Source organism: Alteribacter lacisalsi (assembly GCF_003226345.1).
Classification (GTDB): Bacteria; Bacillota; Bacilli; order Bacillales; family Salisediminibacteriaceae; genus Alteribacter; species Alteribacter lacisalsi.
In genome coordinates, this window is sequence record NZ_PDOF01000001.1 from 1,090,614 (window position 1) to 1,112,200 (window position 21,587).

General features: G+C 47.7%; 17 protein-coding genes. All 17 read left to right on the forward strand.

Annotated features, from left to right (window positions below; all coding sequences use genetic code 11):
* The first annotated feature begins 1 nt into the window (after position 1).
* The 17 genes from fliR to CR205_RS05480 all read left to right on the forward strand — a co-directional run bounded on the left by fliR (position 2) and on the right by CR205_RS05480 (position 21,325).
* Positions 2 to 781: a flagellar biosynthetic protein FliR gene (fliR, locus tag CR205_RS05400; RefSeq protein WP_110517700.1), complete on the forward strand. Its 780-nt coding sequence runs from the start codon at positions 2 to 4 to the stop codon at positions 779 to 781.
* Positions 782 to 1,861, forward strand: coding sequence for a flagellar biosynthesis protein FlhB (flhB, locus tag CR205_RS05405; RefSeq protein ID WP_110517702.1), 1,080 nt, complete (start codon positions 782 to 784; stop codon positions 1,859 to 1,861).
* A gap of 32 nt (positions 1,862 to 1,893) precedes the next feature.
* A complete protein-coding gene (gene flhA / locus CR205_RS05410; RefSeq protein WP_110517704.1) occupies positions 1,894 to 3,933 on the forward strand; it encodes a flagellar biosynthesis protein FlhA in 2,040 nt (679 codons plus the stop codon).
* Positions 3,930 to 5,051, forward strand: coding sequence for a flagellar biosynthesis protein FlhF (gene flhF / locus CR205_RS05415; protein WP_110517706.1), 1,122 nt, complete (start codon positions 3,930 to 3,932; stop codon positions 5,049 to 5,051). Before flhA ends, flhF begins: the two co-directional genes overlap by 4 nt.
* Complete coding sequence (locus tag CR205_RS05420) at positions 5,041 to 5,937, forward strand: MinD/ParA family protein (protein WP_161524678.1); 897 nt, start codon at positions 5,041 to 5,043, stop codon at positions 5,935 to 5,937. Before flhF ends, CR205_RS05420 begins: the two co-directional genes overlap by 11 nt.
* A 258-nt stretch (positions 5,938 to 6,195) precedes the next feature.
* A complete protein-coding gene (locus CR205_RS05425) occupies positions 6,196 to 6,966 on the forward strand; it encodes a FliA/WhiG family RNA polymerase sigma factor (RefSeq protein WP_110517710.1) in 771 nt (256 codons plus the stop codon).
* Positions 6,967 to 6,977: 11 nt separating this feature from the next.
* Positions 6,978 to 7,394, forward strand: coding sequence for a DUF6115 domain-containing protein (locus CR205_RS05430; RefSeq protein WP_110517712.1), 417 nt, complete (start codon positions 6,978 to 6,980; stop codon positions 7,392 to 7,394).
* A gap of 156 nt (positions 7,395 to 7,550) precedes the next feature.
* The gene (gene rpsB, locus CR205_RS05435) at positions 7,551 to 8,273 is read left to right on the forward strand and encodes a 30S ribosomal protein S2 (RefSeq protein ID WP_110517714.1); all 723 of its coding nucleotides are present in this window, start codon (positions 7,551 to 7,553) and stop codon (positions 8,271 to 8,273) included.
* 198 nt (positions 8,274 to 8,471) lie between these two features.
* On the forward strand, positions 8,472 to 9,353 hold the full coding sequence (gene tsf / locus CR205_RS05440) for a translation elongation factor Ts (protein WP_110517716.1): 882 nt from the start codon (positions 8,472 to 8,474) through the stop codon (positions 9,351 to 9,353).
* Positions 9,354 to 9,459: 106 nt separating this feature from the next.
* On the forward strand, positions 9,460 to 10,188 hold the full coding sequence (gene pyrH / locus CR205_RS05445; RefSeq protein ID WP_110517718.1) for a UMP kinase: 729 nt from the start codon (positions 9,460 to 9,462) through the stop codon (positions 10,186 to 10,188).
* Entirely contained in the window at positions 10,185 to 10,742 is a 558-nt protein-coding gene (gene frr, locus CR205_RS05450; protein ID WP_110517720.1) for a ribosome recycling factor, read from the forward strand. The genes pyrH and frr overlap by 4 nt, the downstream gene beginning before the upstream one ends.
* Positions 10,743 to 10,895: 153 nt before the next feature.
* The gene (locus CR205_RS05455) at positions 10,896 to 11,669 is read left to right on the forward strand and encodes an isoprenyl transferase (protein WP_110517722.1); all 774 of its coding nucleotides are present in this window, start codon (positions 10,896 to 10,898) and stop codon (positions 11,667 to 11,669) included.
* Positions 11,670 to 11,687: 18 nt separating this feature from the next.
* Positions 11,688 to 12,479 carry a phosphatidate cytidylyltransferase gene (locus tag CR205_RS05460; protein ID WP_110517724.1) on the forward strand — a complete coding sequence of 264 codons (792 nt, stop codon included), beginning with the start codon at positions 11,688 to 11,690 and terminating at the stop codon, positions 12,477 to 12,479.
* A 41-nt stretch (positions 12,480 to 12,520) separates the two neighbouring features.
* The gene (gene dxr / locus CR205_RS05465; protein WP_110517726.1) at positions 12,521 to 13,675 is read left to right on the forward strand and encodes a 1-deoxy-D-xylulose-5-phosphate reductoisomerase; all 1,155 of its coding nucleotides are present in this window, start codon (positions 12,521 to 12,523) and stop codon (positions 13,673 to 13,675) included.
* A gap of 4 nt (positions 13,676 to 13,679) precedes the next feature.
* On the forward strand, positions 13,680 to 14,939 hold the full coding sequence (gene rseP, locus CR205_RS05470; protein WP_110517728.1) for an RIP metalloprotease RseP: 1,260 nt from the start codon (positions 13,680 to 13,682) through the stop codon (positions 14,937 to 14,939).
* Positions 14,940 to 15,117: 178 nt separating this feature from the next.
* The gene (locus CR205_RS05475; RefSeq protein ID WP_110517730.1) at positions 15,118 to 16,818 is read left to right on the forward strand and encodes a proline--tRNA ligase; all 1,701 of its coding nucleotides are present in this window, start codon (positions 15,118 to 15,120) and stop codon (positions 16,816 to 16,818) included.
* Positions 16,819 to 17,023: 205 nt separating this feature from the next.
* Complete coding sequence (locus tag CR205_RS05480; protein ID WP_110517732.1) at positions 17,024 to 21,325, forward strand: PolC-type DNA polymerase III; 4,302 nt, start codon at positions 17,024 to 17,026, stop codon at positions 21,323 to 21,325.
* Positions 21,326 to 21,587: the final 262 nt, after the last annotated feature.

A 21,587-nucleotide genomic window follows, 5' to 3' on the forward strand; every position in this document is an offset into this window, starting at 1 on the left:
GATGGAGGAGCTGCTTGAATGGTTTCCTGTTTTTCTCCTGGTACTCGTCAGAATGTCCGCCTTTGTGATCACCCTGCCCCTGTTCTCCTATCAGAACGTACCGGCACCATATAAAATCGGATTTTCTTTTTTTCTCGCCTGGATTGTGTTTTTTACATACGAATGGCCGGCACTGGCGATTGACGGATTTTTCTTTACCCTCATTATAAAGGAGGCGCTGATCGGGCTGACCGTCGGTTTTACAGCCGCGATTCTTCTTTATGCCATACAAGTGGCCGGAGGGTTTATCGATATCAAAATGGGGTTTATGATCGCCAATGTCATTGACCCTCAAACCGGGGCCCAGAGTCCCCTGACCGGAGGCTACCTGTATACCTTTGCGCTCCTGTTTCTGCTCGCGACCGATGCCCATCACCTCCTGCTGGACGGGGTGTTTTACAGCTATCAGTTCGTCCCGGTGGATCAGGCCTTTATCCCCCTCGGGGATGAAAGGGTGATTATGAGTATCGTGACGGCTGTGAGCACGATGTTCATCATAGCGTTTCAGATGGCGGTGCCGGTAGTGGGGGCCCTGTTTCTGATCGACGTGGCTCTCGGTATGGTTTCAAGAACGGTTCCGCAGGTGAACGTGTTCGTTGTTGGACTGCCTCTGAAAATTTTTGCGGGACTTGTGATGCTGTTCCTGGTGATGGCGCCGTTTTTTGTAGTAGTGAGCCATCTTATTGAAACCGTCCAACTGACAATGCGGCAGCTGCTCGAGCTCTATGGAGGGATCACATAAATGTATATAAAGCCGGATCTCCAGTTCTTTTCGCAGGAAAAAACGGAGCAGGCAACGCCGAAGAAAAAACTGGACAGCCGAAGAAAAGGCCAGGTCGCAAAAAGCACCGATGTAAACACCGCTTTTATTCTCGTTTTTGTATTTCTGTGTCTCTGGTTTGCAGGAAGCTTTGCTGCAGCGGAAATCTTCACAATCGGACAGTATACGTTTACGAATCTGCTCACCCTTGAGCTGACACCTGGAAATGTGGAAGCCCTGTTTCTCGATCTTCTTAAACAGGTTGCGGTGATCACGGGCCCATTTATGGCGGCAGCTGTGCTTGCGGCTGTTCTGGGGAATTATCTGCAGGTCGGATTTCTGTTCGCACCGGAAACCATTAAGCTGAAGCTCAGTAAAATCAACCCCATCAGTGGATTCAAACGGATTTATTCAGTGAGAGCCCTCGTTGAATTTTTAAAGAGCATGCTGAAAATCACCCTCGTCGGACTCGTCACATTTGCTGTGATCTTGTTTGCAATGGACGATATTCTGAAGCTGTCTCTCTACTCGGTCGGGGACAGTGTCCGCTTTGTCGGAAATCTGACGATCATCATGGGGCTGGCTGCAGCTTTTTTGCTCGTCTTTCTGAGTATTCTTGATTATCTGTACCAGAAATACGACCACGAAAAGAACATCCGGATGTCAAAGCAGGAAGTCAAAGACGAGCATAAAAAAGCGGAAGGGGATCCTCTGATCCGGTCAAGAGTAAAAGAAAAACAGCGTCAGCTGGCAACGAGCAGAATGATGCAGGAAGTGCCCAAAGCGGATGTGATCATTACAAACCCGACACATTACGCCATCGCTCTCAAATACGAGGAAGGCAGGATGGGAGCACCGGTCGTTACAGCAAGGGGAGTGGACTTTGTTGCACTCAAGCTGATCGGGATTGCGAAGCACAATCAGGTTCCGACTGTTGAAAACCGCCCGCTTGCCCGCGCTCTTTACGGGAGGGCGGAGATCGGTGATCAGGTGCCGGAAGAATTGTTCAAGGCAGTCGCCGAAGTCCTGGCCTATGTATACAGACTGGAGAAAAAAGTGTAGTCCCGAAGACGCACGGACAGGGAGATCTGATTATGGCATTTAGAGATTTAACCGTATTACTCGGCGTAGTGACCATTGTAATTATGCTCATTATTCCACTGCCAACAGGCATCATAGATTTTCTGATCATCATCAATATTTCCCTTGCTCTGCTGATCATTCTCGTGGCTATGAACACAAAGGAAGCACTGCAGTTTTCGATATTTCCAACCCTTCTGCTTCTTGTGACCTTATTTAGACTCGGCCTCAACGTGTCAACCACACGTGCGATTCTCGGTAATCACGGAGATGCGGGAAACGTGATTGAAACGTTCGGGGACTTCGTCGTCGGGGGCAATGCGCTGGTTGGATTTGTGATTTTTATCATACTCGTGGTGATCCAGTTTATCGTCATCACCAAAGGGGCTGAACGTGTGTCGGAAGTTGGCGCGCGTTTTACACTCGATGCGATGCCCGGTAAGCAGATGAGTATCGACGCTGACCTGAACGCCGGTATGATTTCTGATACCGAGGCGAAAGAACGCCGGAAAAAGATCGAACAGGAAGCGGACTTTTACGGATCAATGGACGGAGCGAGCAAGTTCGTAAAGGGAGATGCGATCGCAGGGATTGTCATCGTATTAATGAACATCATCTTCGGGCTGGTAATCGGCATGATGCAGGAAGGACTTCCACTGGGAGCTGCGGCAGATAAATACACGCTACTAACAGTAGGGGACGGCCTTGTGAGTCAGATTCCCGCACTGCTCGTATCAACGGCCACCGGAATTATCGTCACCCGCGCTGCCTCAGAAGGAAACCTTGGGCACGATGTGACCAGGCAGCTCTTTGCTTATCCGAAAATGCTATACGTGGCGGGAATCACGATTTTTCTCCTCGGGGCCGTAACACCGATTGAGTGGCCCATTCCAACCTTGGTTGCCATAATGCTTTGTGCGGGCGGCTATTTTATGGGCAGGCAGGAACACAAGCCGCAAGAGGATGATAACGCGGAAGAACGGCAGGCAGAGGAAGAAGAGTTCAGATCACCCGAAAGTGTCGTCAGCCTGATCAGTGTGGATCCGGTTGAATTTGAATTCGGGTACGGGCTTATTCCTCTGGCAGATGCGAATCAGGGGGGAGACCTTCTTGACAGGGTAGTGATGATCCGCAGACAGCTGGCGATCGAACTGGGCATGGTCGTCCCTGTGATCAGAATCAGGGATAACATTCAGCTCAAGCCCGGAGAATACGTGATTAAAGTAAAAGGAAACGAAGTAGCACGCGGTGAACTGCTGCTGGATCACTATATGGCAATGAGCCCTGGTGAGGAAGACAGTCAGGTAACCGGGATTGACACGATCGAACCTGCATTCGGCCTGCCTGCTCTGTGGATTTCAGAGGAGGTAAAAGAGCAGGCCGAATATGCCGGTTATACAGTAGTGGATCCTCCGTCTGTAGTATCCACTCACCTGACAGAGGTCATTAAGCGCTACGCTCATGAACTTCTTGGCAGAGGGGAGGCCAAACAGCTTGTGGAACACCTTAGAAAGTCCTATTCGGCGCTCGTGGAAGATGTTACGCCGGAACCACTTGGACTTGGGGATATACAGAAAGTGCTGAGCCGTCTCCTCCGTGAAAAAGTGCCGGTCCGTAATTTGCCGGTAATATTTGAAACACTTGCCGATTACGGCCAAATGACAAAGGATACGGATCTTCTGACCGAGTATGTGCGGCAGAGCCTGAGCAGGCAGATTTCAAGCCAGTTTACTGAAGCGGGACAGCCTATGTTTGTTGTCACACTCAGCGGGTCTGCTGAGAAAATGATATCGGATGCTGTCCAGCAGACTGAACACGGTAATTTTCTTGCTCTCAGTCCTGAACAGTCGCAGGATTTTGTTGAACAGACAATGAAGGAAATGGAGCGGATGCAGCAGGGCGGCCACGCCCCTGTGATCCTTTGTTCTCCTGCGGTGCGGATGTACGTAAGACATTTGATTGAAAGATATATGCCGCACATACCCGTGCTCTCCTATAACGAGCTGGAACCAGAAGTGGAAGTTCAAAGTACCGGGGTGGTGAAAGGATCATGAAAGTAAAGAAGATACAGGCTGATGATATGCCCGAAGCATTAGTGAAAGTTAAAAAAGAACTCGGCAAACGTGCCGTCATTCTGCATTCAAGGGAAGTGGAGACCGGTGGATTCCTGGGATTCTTCTGTAAAAAGAAACTTGAGGTGATCGCAGCGGCAGATCCAGAGCCGGCAGAGGAAAAGTATGGAAAACGGGATCGGCCGGTAGTCGTTTCGAAGACAAAAAATACCGCGACAGAAAGCAGCAGCGATGGCCGAACACACAAGCCTGTAACGATGCCGGCCGCCCCTGCGCCGGAAATTCGCAATTATTCTGATGCACTGCCGGCCGGACTGAGCCGAGCTGAGAGGGCTGTGAGACTCATGGAACCCGGCAGGACAATCAAAAATGAACTCCTGCACCGTATGACAACCAGATGGTATAAGGAAGATTGCCCTGAACATATCGACAGTGAGGAATACGTACACAAAGCCCTGAGAAAGGCCGTGCATAACGATTGGTTCGTACCTTGGGAGGAAAAGGGTCAATTCATCTTTCTTGCAGGTCCAACTGGTGCCGGGAAGACGACGACCATCGCCAAACTGGCATCTGATGCAGTACTGGCAAAAGGCCTGAAAACGGCTCTGATAACAGCTGACACATACAGGGTTGCGGCTGTTGAGCAACTGAAGACCTACGCGGGAATACTCGGTATCCCGATTAGAGTCGTATACAGCCCCGAAGATTTCAGTACTGCCCTTAGTGAACTTTCGGATTATGACCGGGTTTACGTCGATACTGCAGGGCGAAATTATATGGATCTATCATTGGTAAATCAGATTAGAGGTCTCACTGATCAGGCACAATCAAAGGAACTTCATCTAGTGCTGCCCCTTACAGGGAAAGGGGAGGATCTCACGAGAGTTGCGGTAAAGTTCAGCAAACTCAAACCGGATTCGGTTATTTTTTCTAAATGGGATGAAACAGGGTCCCGGGGATCTGTGCTTCACGTTTTGAAAGAAACAGGACTCAAAGCGTCGTTAATCACAACGGGCCAGGAAGTCCCTGAAGATCTGATGCATGCCAGCAAGGAAATCGTGATTGAGGGCCTCACAAAGGATGGCTGCTATGAATTCTGATCAGGCCGCATCTCTTCGCAGAAAGGCAGAACGATTAAAAAGCCATGGAAACAAAGCTGGGGCACGTGAGGGCGCCAGGATACTGGCCGTCGTCAGCGGAAAAGGCGGTGTGGGAAAAACCAATGTGGCCGTGAATTTTGGAGCCAGTCTTGAGAAATCAGGAAAAAAGGTGCTCCTCATTGATTTGGATATCGGCATGGCAAATGTGGATATCATCCTCGGAGAGCCATCCGGCTGCTCCCTTCCTGAAATGATTGAAAATGACCTCCCTTCAGAGGAAGTTCTGCAGAAAAGCGCTGCATATCCGAATCTCTCATTCATTTCGGGAGGAAACGGGCTCTCAGAGATTATGGAACTGGATCAAGTCCGTAAGAATCTTCTTACAAATCGGCTCGATGAATGGTCACGTACTTTTGATGTCATCCTGCTTGATCTTGGGGCAGGTGCTGCAAAGGACACCCTGAATGTCATGGTTACTGCAGATCAAACAGTCGTTGTGACAACACCGGAACCTGCAGCGGTAACCGATGCATACAGTGTCATCAAGCTGATTCACGGCAAAAAAGCTTCCATGCCTGTAAACATTCTTGTTAACAAATGCAGGGATGATAAACACGGTAGACATATTTACGGACACCTTTCAGATGTATGCAGGCAGTTTCTCGGAAAAGAAACCGGATATTTCGGGGCTGTTCCGATGGATGAGTCGGTCTGGAAAGCGGTATGCAGCCAGACACCGTACACAACAGGATATCCGAAGAGCCAGGCAAGCCGAGCGGTACAGCGACTCACAAAAGATTACCTGGCTGCGGACGGGTACAGACCAAAAACGCAAGTAAACTTTGCGGCCCGGATCAGCGCCTGGCTTCGTGGGAACCGGAAATAAAAAAGGATGGCGGGAAGAGAAGCTTCTGTTTAATCATTTATCAGCTAAGCTCTTTTCGCAGAGATTGTTGCTATTGACTAGCATTAATTTCGCAGCGAAAGGCCGCGACTCCTGCGGGAAAAGCAAAAGTCGAAGACCCCGCAGGATGATTTTTCCGAGGAGGCTGAGGCGTTGCCCGCGGAAAGCGTCGGCCTGCAGCGCAGAAAACAACAATCTATCCGAAAACAGCTATTAGCTAAAAGGAAAGGAGGAGAGCACATGATAAAAGGGAAGGTGAGCAGTCAGCTGGATCAGTGCTGGGAATCATGGCACAACCGCCGGGATAAAGATTCCTGCGATCTCCTGATCAAAGCTTACATGCCCCTCGTGGATTACCATGTACAGCGGGTGAGGAACGGCATGCCGAGAAATGTGAACAGTGGGGAACTGAAAAGTCACGGGATGATGGGACTGTATGATGCCCTCCTCAAATTTGACAAAACTAGGGATTTGAAATTTGATACATATGCTTCCTTTCGCATAAAAGGAGCCATTATTGATGGACTGAGGCAGGAGGACAGACTGCCCAGATCCTTGCGTGAAAAAGCGAAACGAATCGAGGCCGTTCAGGAACAGCTCGAACAGGAACTCTGCAGGATGCCTGAGCCTTCCGAAGTGGCTGCGGCAGCTGAAATGACTGAGGCTGAGGTCGTCAGGACAATGAATGAAAGTCTGATCTCCCACTTTCTCTCGATTGATGACTCTGCCGGGGATGAAGGGAGCAGTCCTTCATTTGTTCAGACAATAGCAGATTTACGTGAGCCCACACCTGAAGATCATGCCGTAAAAACAGCGAAATACGAAGAGCTTGCTTCTTGCATAAGCAGGCTCACGGAAAACGAACAGCTCGTCTTAAGTCTGTTTTATTTTGAGGAACTGACGCTCACTGAAATTGGGCGCGTTCTCAGTCTTTCAACGTCCCGGATTTCCCAGATTCACTCCAGAGCACTTTATAAACTTGAACAGCTGCTTAGGGCGATGCCCGTTTAAGGAGGATTTTCATGGTATATTTTGCAGTTATCAGTTTGGTTCTCCATTCCCTGTCCTTTTACTTCATTATTCTTCTTGCGAAAAGAAACCGGGATCTGCCGGATGAGAAAGCAAGGAGGGAGATCGAGGATCTTCTGACAGCCTGCACCGAAGAAATGAAACAAAATAATGATGAGCTGCTCGATAAGCTGCGTACAGCCGGATCAGGATCGGAAAACACTGCTGGTAATATTAATGAAGAAAAATACTCGCATGCGGCAAGTGAGAGGACTGCGGCTGACGGAAAAGGAGGAGCTGAAGCTTCTGTGTCCGCCCGTTCCGAACGTGTCCGAATACTCAGCGGTCAAGGGCTGAGTGAAAGCGAGATTGCTAAAGAAATGGGAATCGGCCAAGGGGAAGTGAAACTTTTTCTTAAGTTTTACAATTAAACAGCCGGTCTCTCTTGCTCTGAATACGCTGATGTGGTATATTAACTTCTGGTGTTAATTACACACGCTTGTTGATTCAGGCAGCGGTGCTGCATCTGCAGTTCTGCTTGAAGGAGAGACGGGCGGAGGCTAAAAAAACCAAAGGAGGTGTTTGATGTGGCAGTTATCTCCATGAAACAGCTATTGGAAGCAGGGGTACACTTCGGTCACCAGACTCGTCGCTGGAACCCAAAAATGGATCGCTACATCTTCACAGAACGTAACGGAATTTACATTATTGACCTTCAAAAGACGGTCAAAAAAGTCGAGGAAGCGTACAAGTACGTACGTGACATCGCGGCTGACGGAGGAAAAGTTCTTTTCGTCGGTACAAAGAAACAGGCTCAGGACTCTGTGCGTGAAGAAGCAGAGCGTGCCGGACAATACTTTATCAACCAGCGCTGGCTCGGCGGAACGCTGACAAACTTTGAAACCATTCAAAAGCGTATTCAGCGTCTAAAAGACATCGAGCGTATGCAGGAAGACGGCACTTTTGAAGTTCTTCCTAAAAAAGAGGTTGTTCTTCTTAAGAAAGAGATGGACCGTCTTGAGAAATTCCTCGGTGGAATTAAGGAAATGAACTCACTTCCGGATGCACTTTTCGTGATTGATCCTCGTAAAGAGCGTATCGCGATTGCAGAAGCACGCAAACTTCACATTCCGGTTGTGGCAATTGTTGACACTAACTGTGATCCTGACGAAGTGGACATCGTGATCCCAGGTAATGACGACGCGATCCGCGCTGTACGTCTTCTGACTTCCAAAATGGCTGATGCTGTTATTGAAGCTAACCAGGGACAGGAAGAGGAAGCCGCTCAGGAAGAAGAAACGACTGCATAAGTTTTTGAGGCTTACGCCGTATGAATGAATATAGAAATGTCCAAAAAGGGTGATAGAGGGCCGGACCCTTTATCACCTTTTTTAAGGACTGGCTACATAGCCTTCATGAAGCGGAAGGCGCCGCTTTTGCGGTGACGGCCTTCCAGAACGCAAGACTAACGAGTATTAAAAAATGAGATTCCAGGGAGGAATACCACAATGGCAATTTCGGCTAAAATGGTAAAAGAACTTCGTGAAAAAACAGGCGCAGGTATGATGGACTGCAAAAAAGCACTAACTGAGTCAGACGGTGACATGGACAAAGCAGTTGACTTCCTTCGTGAAAAAGGGATTGCTAAAGCAGCGAAAAAAGCAGACCGCGTAGCAGCAGAAGGTCTTACTGCTGTGAAATCAGAAGGAAACACAGGCGTTATTGTTGAGATTAACTCTGAAACAGACTTTGTTGCCAAAAACGAAAACTTCCAGAACCTTGTAAGCTCAGTTGCAGATCACGTACTTGCTAACAAGCCTGCTGATGTTGAACAAGCACTCGGACAGGATTACGAAGGATCCGACGGCACGCTTCAGAACTTTATCAACGATCAGATTGCTAAAATTGGAGAAAAGATTTCTCTTCGCCGTTTTGAGATCGCTGAAAAAACAGACAGCCAGTCATTCGGTGAATACCTTCATATGGGCGGCCGTATCGGCGTTCTTACAGTTGTTGAAGGTGCGGATTCTGATGTGGCAAAAGACGTTGCCATGCATGTAGCAGCAATTAACCCTCGCTATGTAGGCCGTGACGCTGTTTCTGAAGAAGAAGTAAACCGTGAGCGCGAAGTGCTTAAGCAGCAGGCACTTAACGAAGGTAAGCCTGAAAAAATCGTTGAAAAAATGGTCGAAGGCCGCCTCGGTAAATTCTTTGAAGAAATCTGCTTAAACGAGCAGGCTTTTGTTAAGGATTCTGATCAGAAAGTTGGAAAATACGTTGAATCCAAAGGCGGCTCTGTCGTTTCCTTTGCACGCTTTGAAGTCGGCGAAGGTATGGAAAAGCGTGAAGACAACTTCGCTGAAGAAGTTATGTCCCAAGTGAAAAAGTAATGCGTGAAGAGGGGCACATTGTGTCCCTTTTTCCCAAGTACCGGTAATTTTTACATTACCAACTCTTATAGAACAGCATTGAAAGAGACCAGACTTGGAGGGTATTATGGAAAATCCTAAATATAATCGAATAGTGTTAAAACTCAGCGGGGAAGCTCTCGCAGGAGACCAGGGATACGGGATCGATCCTTCAGTCATTCAGTCAATCGGTGAACAGATCAGGGAAATTGTCGCTCTGGATGTAGAGGTTGCCATTATCGTAGGCGGCGGGAACATCTGGCGCGGAATGGCAGGAAGTGCCAAAGGAATGGACCGGGCAACAGCCGATTATATGGGGATGCTCGCTACTGTAATGAACTCTCTTGCTCTTCAGGACAGTCTTGAGAATATCGGGGTCCAGACAAGAGTTCAGACTTCCATTGAAATGAGACAGGTTGCTGAACCGTACATAAGACGCCGAGCCATCCGTCATCTGGAGAAAAAGCGCGTGGTTATTTTTGCGGCCGGTACCGGTAACCCATACTTCTCTACAGACACAACCGCAGCCCTCCGCGCAGCGGAAATCGAAGCTGATGTCATTCTAATGGCGAAAAACAAGGTGGACGGTGTATACTCTGCCGATCCTTCTGTTGATGCCAATGCCAAAAAATATGAATCTCTTACGTATCTTGATCTTCTCAAAGATGGTCTTGCCGTAATGGATTCCACTGCATCTTCACTTTGCATGGATAATAATATTCCGCTCATTGTGTTCTCTATTATGGAAAAAGGAAACATTAAGAGAGCTGTGATCGGAGAAGAAATCGGAACAGTAATCAGGGGGAATAACGAATGAGTCAGGTAATTATGAACGACGCAAAATCCCGTATGGATAAGTCTGTTGAATCACTTCGAAAAGAACTCTCCACCCTTCGTGCCGGACGGGCAAATCCTTCTATTCTGGATAAAGTCCAGGTTGAATACTACGGAATGATGACGCCACTGAACCAACTTGCAACAATTTCAGTTCCTGAAGCACGGATGCTTACGATTCAGCCGTTCGACAAGTCTTCACTTGCTGATATTGAACGTGCGATTCAGAAAGCGGATCTCGGCCTGACACCATCAAATGACGGAAACATCATCCGCATTACGATTCCGGCACTTACAGAAGAACGTCGTGCTGAGCTCGTTAAGCTTGTGCGCCGTTACGCCGAGGATGCGAAAGTTGCCATCCGGAATATCCGCCGTGACAGCAATGACGAGCTGAAAAAGCTTCAAAAAGAGGGAGAACTTACAGAGGATGATCTTCGCCGGAGTCAGGACGAAGTTCAGAAACTGACTGACAGTTATGTAAAAACGGTTGACGAGACAGCTGATAACAAAGAAAAAGAAATCATGGAAGTATAAGCGGAAAGCGTGTAAAATAAACAGAGTAAAAGACCCTCTATTTACAGGGGGTTTTTTTATCCATCTGGCTCTGTTTTACAGGGTGGGCTGATGTCCGGTAAGTCTTAAAGCCTGCTCAGAGCAGGAGTGTTTTATCTTTGGGGGACTCGTAAAATGTTAAAAAAATGGACCAATCGTAAAGCAGACTCGGAAAACACGCTGCTTGAAGAGAGAAATAAACTTGATCCTGACAACATTCCCGGCCACGTTGCCATTATAATGGACGGAAACGGCCGCTGGGCAAAAAAGCGGGGACTGCCGAGAGTAGCCGGTCACCGTGAAGGGATGAATGTAATAAAGAAAATTGTAAAACAGTCGAACCGTCTCGGAGTAGGGGTACTGACGCTCTATGCGTTCTCTACTGAAAACTGGAAGCGTCCCAAACCGGAGGTCGACTTTCTTATGCGTCTGCCGGAGCGCTTTCTCAAATCAGAACTTCCAAAATTGATTGAGGAAAACGTTCAGGTCAGAATTACAGGCTCAAAAGAAGCCCTTCCCGATCACACGCGGGAAGCTGTGAATAAAGCGATTGATGATACTCGTCATAACGATGGCATGGTTCTCAATTTTGCTTTGAATTATGGAAGTCGTCATGAAATGGTTGAAGCGGTAAAGAATCTTTATAGTAAAGTGGAAGACGGCGAAATGAGTATTGATGAAGTTAATGAAGAAGCTATTTCCTCGTCGCTTATGACAGGCGGACTTGCAGATCCGGATCTGCTAATCCGTACCAGCGGGGAAATCCGCCTGAGTAACTTTATGCTCTGGCAGCTTGCCTATGCGGAATTCTGGTTCACTGATGTGCTCTGGCCCGATTTTTCAGAGAATCACTTTGAAGAAGCGATTGCCGTCTATCAGAAACGGACAAGAAGATACGGCGGTGTCTGATAAAAGGAGGGATGAACAGTGAAGCAGCGAATCATTACAGGTGTTATTGCCGGAGCGGGATTCCTCGGGATCATTATACTCGGGGGCATTCCGTTTACCGTGCTGATTTTTTTACTTGCTACAATTGCCATGGGCGAAATTCTGAAAATGAAAGGTATTTCACCTTATACATACAGGGGAGCGATTGCATTTCTTTTTATGTGGCTTCTTCTTCTGCCTGAGTGGCTCCTGCCTTTCAATGCCCTTCATGTGGAACGTGCAGAAATGTTCCTCTTATTAATTGTGGTTCTTCTTGCAGTAACAGTAATCTCCAAAAATGCCTTTACTTTCGACGAAGCCGGATTTGTGATTCTTTCTTCTGTCTATATCGGTCTCGGTTTTCATTATTTCCTTGAAGCCCGTTTTCTGGATGAGGGCCTAATCTTTATCTTTTTTGTTCTCATCCTCGTATGGGTAACGGATTCTGGAGCCTATTTCTGCGGCCGCTTTCTTGGTAAACATAAACTCTGGCCGGAAATCAGCCCGAAAAAAACGATCGAAGGCTCGCTTGGGGGAATTATGGCAGCGGTCATTTTTGGTCTTGTTTATGCCTGGTTTTTCCCGGTATTTGATTCCTTGATTATAACTGTTGCGTGTATCTTGATTGTTTCCGCTGCAGGACAGCTCGGTGATCTTGTAGAGTCAGCATTAAAAAGGCATTATTCAGTGAAGGATTCGGGTCAGGTTCTGCCCGGGCACGGAGGAATACTCGATCGGTTTGACAGTCTGATTTTTGTTATGCCTGTGCTTTATCTGCTTACGTTTATTTAGACAAATACATATAACTGGCAACAGAAGGAGCGTTTATTCTGATGAAAAAGATAATTCTTTTGGGCTCCACCGGATCGATTGGTGTCCAGACCCTGGAAATCATCAAAGCTCATCCGGAGAAGTTCAGCCTGGAGGCTTTGGCATGCGGAAGGAATATATCCCTTGCAGCTGAACAGATCAAGGCTTTCAGACCCGCATACGTCAGTGTCGGGCGCAGGGAGGATGTGGAGAGTCTGAAAAGCATGATTCCTGATGACATTGAAGTGGGCTTCGGGGAAGAAGGCCTTCTGACAGCCGTACGTCAGCCTGCTGACACGATTGTAAATGCTCTTATGGGAAGCGTCGGTCTGACGCCGACCCTTGAAGGAATGAAAACGGGGAAAGATATCGCTCTTGCAAATAAAGAGACACTCGTCACCGCGGGCCATATTGTTACAGAGGAAGCAGAGCGCTCAGGTGTAAAGCTGATACCGGTTGACAGTGAACACTCTGCAATCTATCAGTGTCTTGAAGGGAACAGCCTGTCGCAGGTGGACCGGCTGATCCTCACTGCCTCGGGAGGCAGTTTTCGTGACCTTTCGAGAAATGAACTCGAAAATGTAACCGTTGAAGATGCACTAAATCATCCAAACTGGTCCATGGGTGCAAAAATCACCATCGATTCGGCTACAATGATGAATAAAGGACTGGAAGTAATCGAAGCACGGTGGCTGTTTGATATGCCTTATGAAAAAATCGATGTGATCCTTCATAAAGAGAGTATGATCCACTCGATGGTGGAATATATTGATGGTAGTGTACTGGCCCACCTCGGTTCGCCGGATATGAAAGTGCCGATTCAGTATGCCCTGTCCCTTCCTGACAGGTATAAGGTTCCCGGCAGTAAAAAGCTCAACCTCTGGGAGATTGGCAGCCTACATTTCGAGAAGCCTGATTATGAGCGTTTTAAATGTCTAAAGATGGCGTTTGATGCAGGGAAAGCCGGCGGTACAGCACCAACGGTTATGAATGCGGCGAACGAAGTGGCCGTTGAGGCATTTTTAAACAGGCAGATTCCATTTCTCGAGATCGAGACCATTATTGAGCAGGCTTTGCACGAGCACGACAACAAGACTTCACCGGATCTTGAAACGATACTTGAGGCTGACCGTCTGACACGTGCCAAAATCAAAAAGGACATGAATAAAAGGTTGTGATTAAGTGAATACGTTTATAGCGATTGTCATTATTTTTGGTCTTTTGGTCTTCATCCATGAGTGGGGTCACCTCATTTTTGCTAAGCGCGCGGGCATTTTATGCCGTGAGTTTGCAATTGGCTTCGGACCGAAGATATTCTCTTTTAAGAGAAACGAAACAACTTACACGATAAGACTGCTTCCACTTGGCGGCTTTGTGAGGATGGCCGGAGAAGACCCGGAAATGATCCAGATCAAACCGGGTTATGAAGTAGGACTGAAATTTAACATTCGTGACCAGGTGACCGATATTATTGTCAACAATAAGTCGAAGCACCCGGACTGTAAAGTGATTCAGGTTGAAAAAATTGATCTCGAAGACGACCTTTTTGTACAAGGTTACGTGCCGGATGAAGAAGGGTTAGTCACGTTTGATGTCCATGAGCAGGCAAACTATATTTACGATGAAGAAGCAACCCAGATTGCTCCTCGGGATCGTCAGTTCCCGTCGAAAACGATTCCGCAGCGTGCTATGGCTATTTTCGCAGGACCGATGATGAACTTTCTTCTCGCTGTGATCATTCTTGCGGCTTACGCCATGATGGCAGGTATGCCGGTGGATGAAGCCAGAGTCGGCGACGTTACAGATGACGGTGTTGCTATTCAGGCAGGGCTTGAGGAGGGAGACCGGATCGTTTCCATCGACGGTGAGAACGTATCGACGTGGGAGGAAATGACGGGAATCATCCAGGGCAGTGCAAACGAACCGCTTTTATTTGAAGTCGAAAGAGGAAATGAAACGTTTGAAGTCGAAATGGTACCCGACGAACGACTTGGTCCTGAAGATGAAGTTCAAGGTGTAGTCGGCATCTATCCGCCAACGGAATTCAGTATCCTTGGCTCGATTGCATTCGGCTTTACCACCACGTGGGATTATACCGTTCTTATTGTAGAGGCTCTCGGGATGCTTGTTACCGGCCAGTTCAGTCTGGACCATCTTGCTGGCCCAGTGGGGATATACAGCTATACGGGGGAAGTGGCAGCTATGGGATTCTTTGTTCTCATGCAGTGGGCAGCCATTTTAAGCGTTAACCTCGGTATTATTAATCTGCTTCCGCTTCCTGCTCTGGATGGGGGAAGGCTGATGTTTATCGGATTGGAAGCAGTCAGGGGGAAACCGGTTGATCCCCAGAAAGAAGGGCTTGTCCACTTTATTGGATTTGCGCTCCTGATGCTTCTCATGCTTGTGGTCACCTGGAATGACATTAATAAATTCTTCCTGTAATTTTGAATTGATCAGGCAGCTGAAGGCGGCTTATGAAAACGTCCGCCTGCAGTGTATCAAAGCAGCAATACCCTAAAAGAGAGTGATATACGGCTGTGGACATTTTTGTCCACAGCTGTGACCTGTTTTCCGGCCTCTTTGCCGGAAGCCGGCAAACTAATTGAAAGGCGGTTCTTATATGAAACAAAGTACCTTTTTATCTCCTACATTAAGAGATGTTCCAAGTGACGCAGAAGTTAAAAGCCACCAGTTGATGCTGCGTGCCGGACTGATCCGGCAGAGTGCGGCAGGAGTATATTCTTTTTTGCCGCTCGGCTTGAAAGTGCTGAAAAAAGTGGAAAATATCATTCGTGAAGAGATGGATCTGTCAGGCGCACAGGAACTGCTCATGCCTGCCATCCAGCCGGCAGAGCTCTGGCAGGAAAGTGGAAGATGGGATCTCTACGGCCCGGAATTGATGCGGGTTCACGATCGTCATAATCGAGAGTTTGCTCTTGGCCCAACGCATGAAGAAGTTATCACCTCACTCATCCGGGATGATATCAACTCCTATAAACGGCTTCCAATGACCTTGTACCAGATTCAGTCGAAGTTCAGGGATGAACGCCGCCCCAGGTTCGGTATTCTCCGGTCCCGTGAATTTCTGATGAAGGACGCCTATTCGTTTGATCGTGATTATGAGGGCCTAAATGAGAGCTACAGAAAAATGTACGAAGCCTATTCCAGTGTTTTTACACGGTGTGGACTTGACTTCCGTGCTGTGGTTGCGGATTCCGGTGCCATGGGCGGAAAGGATACGCACGAATTTATGGTACTCTCTGAAATCGGGGAAGATACAATTGCTTACTCGAATGAATCATCTTTTGCAGCCAATGTGGAGATTGCACCGGTTCAACCAGATTACGAAAAAAGTAATGAAGCACCGCTTGCACTTGAAAAAACGGAAACTCCTGGACAAAAGACGATTGAGGACGTCGCCGCTTTTCTACATAAAGATGCGAAAAAACTGATTAAGAGCATGCTTTTCCATGCTGATGGTGAGCCTGTACTCGTTCTGGTTCGCGGCGATCATGAAGTAAACGATATTAAAATCAAGCATGTACTTGACGCCAGGATGGTAGAGCTTGCGGGTGAGAACGAGTCTGCATCTCTTCTAGGCAGTGTGACGGGCTTTATAGGACCGGTTGGTGTTCCGGATCACATTACAGTGCTCGCAGACCACGCTGTCCGCTCCATCGTTAACGGGGTTTGCGGAGCAAACGAAAAGGATTATCATCTCGTAAACGTGAATCCCGATCGTGACTTTTCCGTAAAAAGCTATGAGGACCTTCGTCTGATTCAGGAAGGAGATCCTTCACCTGATGGAAAAGGGACAATTGAATTTAAGCAGGGAATTGAAGTCGGTCATGTATTTAAGCTTGGGACACGCTACAGCGAATCCATGAAAGCTTCCTACCTTGATGAAAATGGCAAGGCACAGCCGATCGTAATGGGAAGCTACGGCATTGGGGTTTCCCGGACCGTTGCGGCAATCGTGGAACAGCACCATGACGACAACGGTATCATCTGGCCGGCTGCTGTTGCTCCGTTTGATGTACACCTGATCCCGGTTAATCTTAAGCAGGATGATCAGAAGGAAGTGGCAGAAGAGCTTTATGCTGAACTCCGCCGGTCATTTGATGTTCTTTATGATGACCGGGCTGAGCGTCCCGGAGTGAAGTTCAAAGACTCCGACCTTTACGGAATTCCTGTAAGAATCACTGTCGGTAAAAGAGCCGGCGAAGGAATTGTGGAAGTAAAGCCAAGAAATCGCGAGGAAAAAATGGAAGTTCATAAGGATGAACTTGCAGACACGCTCAAACAGCTGCTGAACGTCTGAGCGGTAATCCGGATTTATTGATAAGGCGGCGGTGCCTGCGGAGAGCGTCCGCCTGGAGCGTAATAAATCAGTTGCAGGAAACGATGAAGAAGGTGTCTGGAAAAGAGGAAATGCACCCTCTTTTTCAGTCGCCTTTTCTTTTCGGCTGAAAGAACCGAAACACAGTCATGTTAACATAGATGAGTGAACGAAGGAGGAGAAGCCCTTGAGTGAAGAGAGAAAAATAAGACAGGAACGGTTTGAGCTTCTTCTGGAACAGGTGGTCATGCCCGAGGAACTTAGAAGACAGTATCTTGCGGGCGGATGGATTGAAAAACTTGAAGTTTATAAAAATGAAAAACGCTGGCATTTTGCTATCAGACTGCCGGAATTTCTTCCGTTCCCTGCTTTTGATGCTTTTCAGACAACGATCAAACAGGGACTGCAGCATATTGCCACTGTGGATCTGACTGTTTCCTATGACAACAATACCTCCGCCACACGGCAATTTGAGAGCTACTGGCCTTATTTTGTCGAGTGTCTGAGAAAATCAACAAACGGCCTGATCCGCCGGCTGCAGGAACAAACGCCCCATATTGACCAGAACAGGCTCATAATCAATGCCATGAATGATGCAGAAGCGGCGATGATGAAACGGAAAGTGGCAGATCCTCTTAAAGGTCTGCTGCAGCGAACTGGATTTCCGACGCTGATGATTGAGACAACTGTACAGGAATCAAAAGAGGCGTACGAACGATTTGTGGAAAAAAAGCAGGAAGAAGACCATTCCAAAGTGGTGGAAGCCATGATGGAAAAACAGAAGATGGAGAAGAAAGCAAAGGAAACTGGACAGCTGTCCTCCGTTGCTATCGGAAAACCGATTAAGGATCAGCCTGATCCGATTGAATCGATTCAGGAGGAGGAAGGTCAGAAAGTCGTCCAAGGGTACGTTTTTGAAGCAGAAACGCGGGAGTTGAGAAGCGGACGGACACTTCTGACGTTTAAACTGACTGACTATACGGATTCGATCCTCATTAAAATGTTCTCCAAGGATAAAGAGGATGTGCCAGTGCTCGAAGCCATAAAGAAAGGGATGTGGCTTAAAGTAAAAGGCATGGTGCAGCACGATACATTTGTCAGAGACCTTGTGATGATGGCCCGGGACGTTCAGCAGGTGCAGCCTTCAGAACGGAAGGATCAGTCTCCTGATGATGAGAAGCGGGTTGAACTTCATCTTCATACGCCAATGAGCCAGATGGACGCCATCACCTCGGTTTCTTCCTATGTGGCACAGGCAAAAAAATGGGGGCACAAAGCGATCGCTGTAACCGATCACGGTGTCGTGCAGGCTTATCCTGAAGCATACGGAGCGGGAAAAAAAGAAGGGGTGAAAATCCTCTACGGCATTGAGGCTAATCTTGTTGATGACGGTGTTCCGATTGCCTATAATGAAGCGGACCGGGAGCTTCTTACCGATACGTATGTCGTATTTGACGTGGAGACCACCGGTCTTTCGGCAGTATACAATACGATCATTGAACTCGCCGCGGTAAAAGTCAGGGACGGTGAAGTGATCGACCGGTTTGAAGCATTCGCAAACCCCGGGGAAAAACTCAGCCCTACCATTATTGAACTTACCGGTATTACAGACGATATGGTTAAAGATGCCCCTGAACCGGGAGAGGTACTCAAGGATTTTCACAAGTGGATCGGTAACGATATCCTTGTTGCTCACAATGCCAGTTTTGATATGGCTTTTCTTGACGCGGGATTCAAGAAGATCGGAATGCCTAAAACACCGAATCCGGTCATTGATACTCTCGAACTTGCCCGCCTTCTTTACCCGACCTTCAGAAACTACCGGCTGAACACTTTGTGTAAAAAGTTTAATATCGAACTTGTGTCTCACCATCGGGCGATTTACGATGCTGAAGCGACCGGGAGTCTCATGTGGAAAATGATTAAGGATGCGATCGAGCGGGACATTCACAATCATAATGAACTTAATGATCAGTCCACCGGTGACGAATACAAAAAACAGCGGCCTTATCACTGTATACTGCTTGCCAAAAATCAGGATGGACTCCGAAACATTTACAAGCTGGTCTCTGATGCCCACATCCATTACTTTCACCGCGTACCACGGATTCCCCGTTCGGTACTATCCAAAAACCGGGAAGGCATTCTGGTAGGATCGGCCTGCGACAACGGTGAAGTATTTGATGCGATGATGCAGAAAGCGCCTGAGGAAGTAGAAGAAGTGGCACGGTTTTATGATTATCTCGAAATCCAGCCGCCATCCAACTACAATAAACTGATCGAAAAAGAAATTGTCCGGGATGAACTTGCACTGAAGGACATTCTTAAAAACATTACCGAACTGGGGGGAAAACTGGAGAAGCCGGTCGTGGCAACGGGTAATGTTCACTACCTTGATCCAAACGATCACATTTACCGCAAGATTCTAATTGCTTCCCAGGGCGGAGCGAATCCGCTAAACCGGACGGAACTGCCTCAGGTTCACTTCAGGTCAACAGATGAAATGCTCGAATGTTTTTCGTTTCTGCCTGAAGAAAAGCGCAGGGAAGTGGTCATTACAAACACAAACCTGATCGCAGATGAAATCGATGATATTAAACCGATTCCCGATGACCTGTATACACCGAACCTTGAAGGCGCAGATGAAGAGATGCGGGAGATGTGTTACAAAAGGGCTCGGAGTATTTACGGAGATGACCTTCCTGAAATTGTGGAAGCACGACTGGAGAAAGAACTTAAATCGATTATCAGTAACGGATTCTCGGTTATCTATCTGATTTCACAGAAGCTTGTAAAGAAATCTCTCGAAGACGGCTACCTGGTAGGCTCCCGGGGATCTGTCGGTTCCAGTTTCGTAGCTACCATGACGGAAATCACCGAGGTAAATCCCCTGCCGCCGCACTACGTATGTCCATCGTGCCATCATAATATCTTTTTTGACGACGGATCGACCGGATCCGGTTTTGACCTGCCTGACAAGGACTGTGAAAAATGCGGATCGCCTTATAACAAAGACGGGCACGACATTCCCTTTGAAACCTTTCTCGGATTTAAAGGGGACAAGGTGCCGGATATTGATTTGAACTTTTCGGGTGAATATCAGCCGGTAGCCCACAACTATACGAAAGAGCTCTTCGGCGAGGACTTTGTCTATCGTGCGGGTACGATTGGTACCGTGGCAGAAAAAACGGCCTACGGTTTCGTGAAAGGATATGAGGATGATCATCAATTGCGGCTGAGAGGCGCAGAAATTGACCGGCTCGTCAGCGGGTGCACAGGCGTAAAGCGGACGACCGGGCAGCACCCGGGGGGAATTATCGTTGTCCCTGACCACCTTGATATTTATGACTTTTCACCAATTCAGTTTCCGGCAGATGACCGGGAGTCGGAATGGAAAACGACCCACTTTGACTTCCACTCTATTCATGATAACCTGTTGAAACTGGATATCCTCGGTCACGATGATCCGACTGTAATCCGGATGCTTCAGGATCTTAGCGGTATGGACCCTCAGGATATTCCTGTTGATGATTCGGAAGTGTTTAAGCTTTTCAGCGGCACAGAGTCGCTGGGAGTAAAACCGGATCAGATTATGTGTAAAACCGGTACCTACGGGATTCCCGAGTTCGGTACACGATTCGTCCGGCAGATGCTAGAAGATACGAAGCCGAGTACATTTAGTGAATTGGTTCAGATTTCCGGACTGTCCCATGGAACGGACGTATGGCTGAACAATGCGGCCGATCTGATTGCAGACGGCACGTGTGTGCTCAAGGACGTAATCGGATGCCGGGATGATATTATGGTTTATCTTCAGTACAAGGGACTGGAAGATTCACTCGCCTTTAAAATTATGGAGTTTGTCCGTAAAGGGCGGGGTCTGCAGGAAGAGTGGATCGAAGAAATGAAACAGCACGGTGTACCGGACTGGTATATCAGTTCCTGTCTGAAAATCAAGTATATGTTCCCTAAAGCTCACGCCGCCGCCTACGTGCTTATGGCAGTGAGGATTGCTTACTTTAAAGTACATCATCCGATTCTTTTCTACGCAGCCTACTTCACAGTGAGAGCCGATGATTTTGATCTGGACACGATGCACCGGGGTTCGGCGAGCATACGAAAGCTGATTGAAGAAATTCACCAGAAAGGGCTCGATGCATCACCGAAGGAGAAAAGTCTCGTAACGGTAATGGAACTGGCACTGGAAATGTGTGAACGGGGATTCTCATTCCAGAAAATTGACCTGTACCGCTCGAAAGCGAAGGAATTTGTAGTAGACGGCGACAGCCTGATTCCACCGTTTAATGCTTTAACAGGGGTAGGGACCAATGCTGCCATCAATATTGAGAAAGCACGGGAAGGCGGAGAGTTCCTTTCGAAAGAAGATCTTCAGAAGCGGAGTAAAATTACAAAGACCGTACTACAGAACCTCGATGACCACGGCTGTCTGGATGGAATGCCTGAATCCAATCAGCTGTCTTTATTCTAGGAAGACATCAAACCGTAGCCTCTGGCGGTTTGCAGGTGCCAGGGGTTTATGTTATAGTAATATGGCAATACTTAGAATAACGGCAGCGGAAAGAGTGGGATTGTCCCACTCTTTCTTTTCGATAAAAGAAGCTGTAATAGGCGATGTTCAGCCAGGAGAGAATGGGTAACCGTTCAGTGACCCTCATTTCTGACAAAGGTAGTCTGACTTTGAACATCCCGAAACCACATAATCAGATGCTGATGAGCAGGGAGGCGAAATG

Coding starts and splice junctions, on each gene's coding strand:
- tsf (WP_110517716.1), top strand. CDS start 8,472: ATGGCAATTTCGGCTAAAATGGTAAAAGAACTTCGTGAAAAAACAGGC.
- CR205_RS05420 (WP_161524678.1), top strand. CDS start 5,041: ATGAATTCTGATCAGGCCGCATCTCTTCGCAGAAAGGCAGAACGATTA.
- CR205_RS05430 (WP_110517712.1), top strand. CDS start 6,978: ATGGTATATTTTGCAGTTATCAGTTTGGTTCTCCATTCCCTGTCCTTT.
- CR205_RS05455 (WP_110517722.1), top strand. CDS start 10,896: ATGTTAAAAAAATGGACCAATCGTAAAGCAGACTCGGAAAACACGCTG.
- pyrH (WP_110517718.1), top strand. CDS start 9,460: ATGGAAAATCCTAAATATAATCGAATAGTGTTAAAACTCAGCGGGGAA.
- frr (WP_110517720.1), top strand. CDS start 10,185: ATGAGTCAGGTAATTATGAACGACGCAAAATCCCGTATGGATAAGTCT.
- flhF (WP_110517706.1), top strand. CDS start 3,930: ATGAAAGTAAAGAAGATACAGGCTGATGATATGCCCGAAGCATTAGTG.
- CR205_RS05425 (WP_110517710.1), top strand. CDS start 6,196: ATGATAAAAGGGAAGGTGAGCAGTCAGCTGGATCAGTGCTGGGAATCA.
- dxr (WP_110517726.1), top strand. CDS start 12,521: ATGAAAAAGATAATTCTTTTGGGCTCCACCGGATCGATTGGTGTCCAG.
- flhB (WP_110517702.1), top strand. CDS start 782: ATGTATATAAAGCCGGATCTCCAGTTCTTTTCGCAGGAAAAAACGGAG.
- flhA (WP_110517704.1), top strand. CDS start 1,894: ATGGCATTTAGAGATTTAACCGTATTACTCGGCGTAGTGACCATTGTA.
- CR205_RS05475 (WP_110517730.1), top strand. CDS start 15,118: ATGAAACAAAGTACCTTTTTATCTCCTACATTAAGAGATGTTCCAAGT.
- fliR (WP_110517700.1), top strand. CDS start 2: ATGGAGGAGCTGCTTGAATGGTTTCCTGTTTTTCTCCTGGTACTCGTC.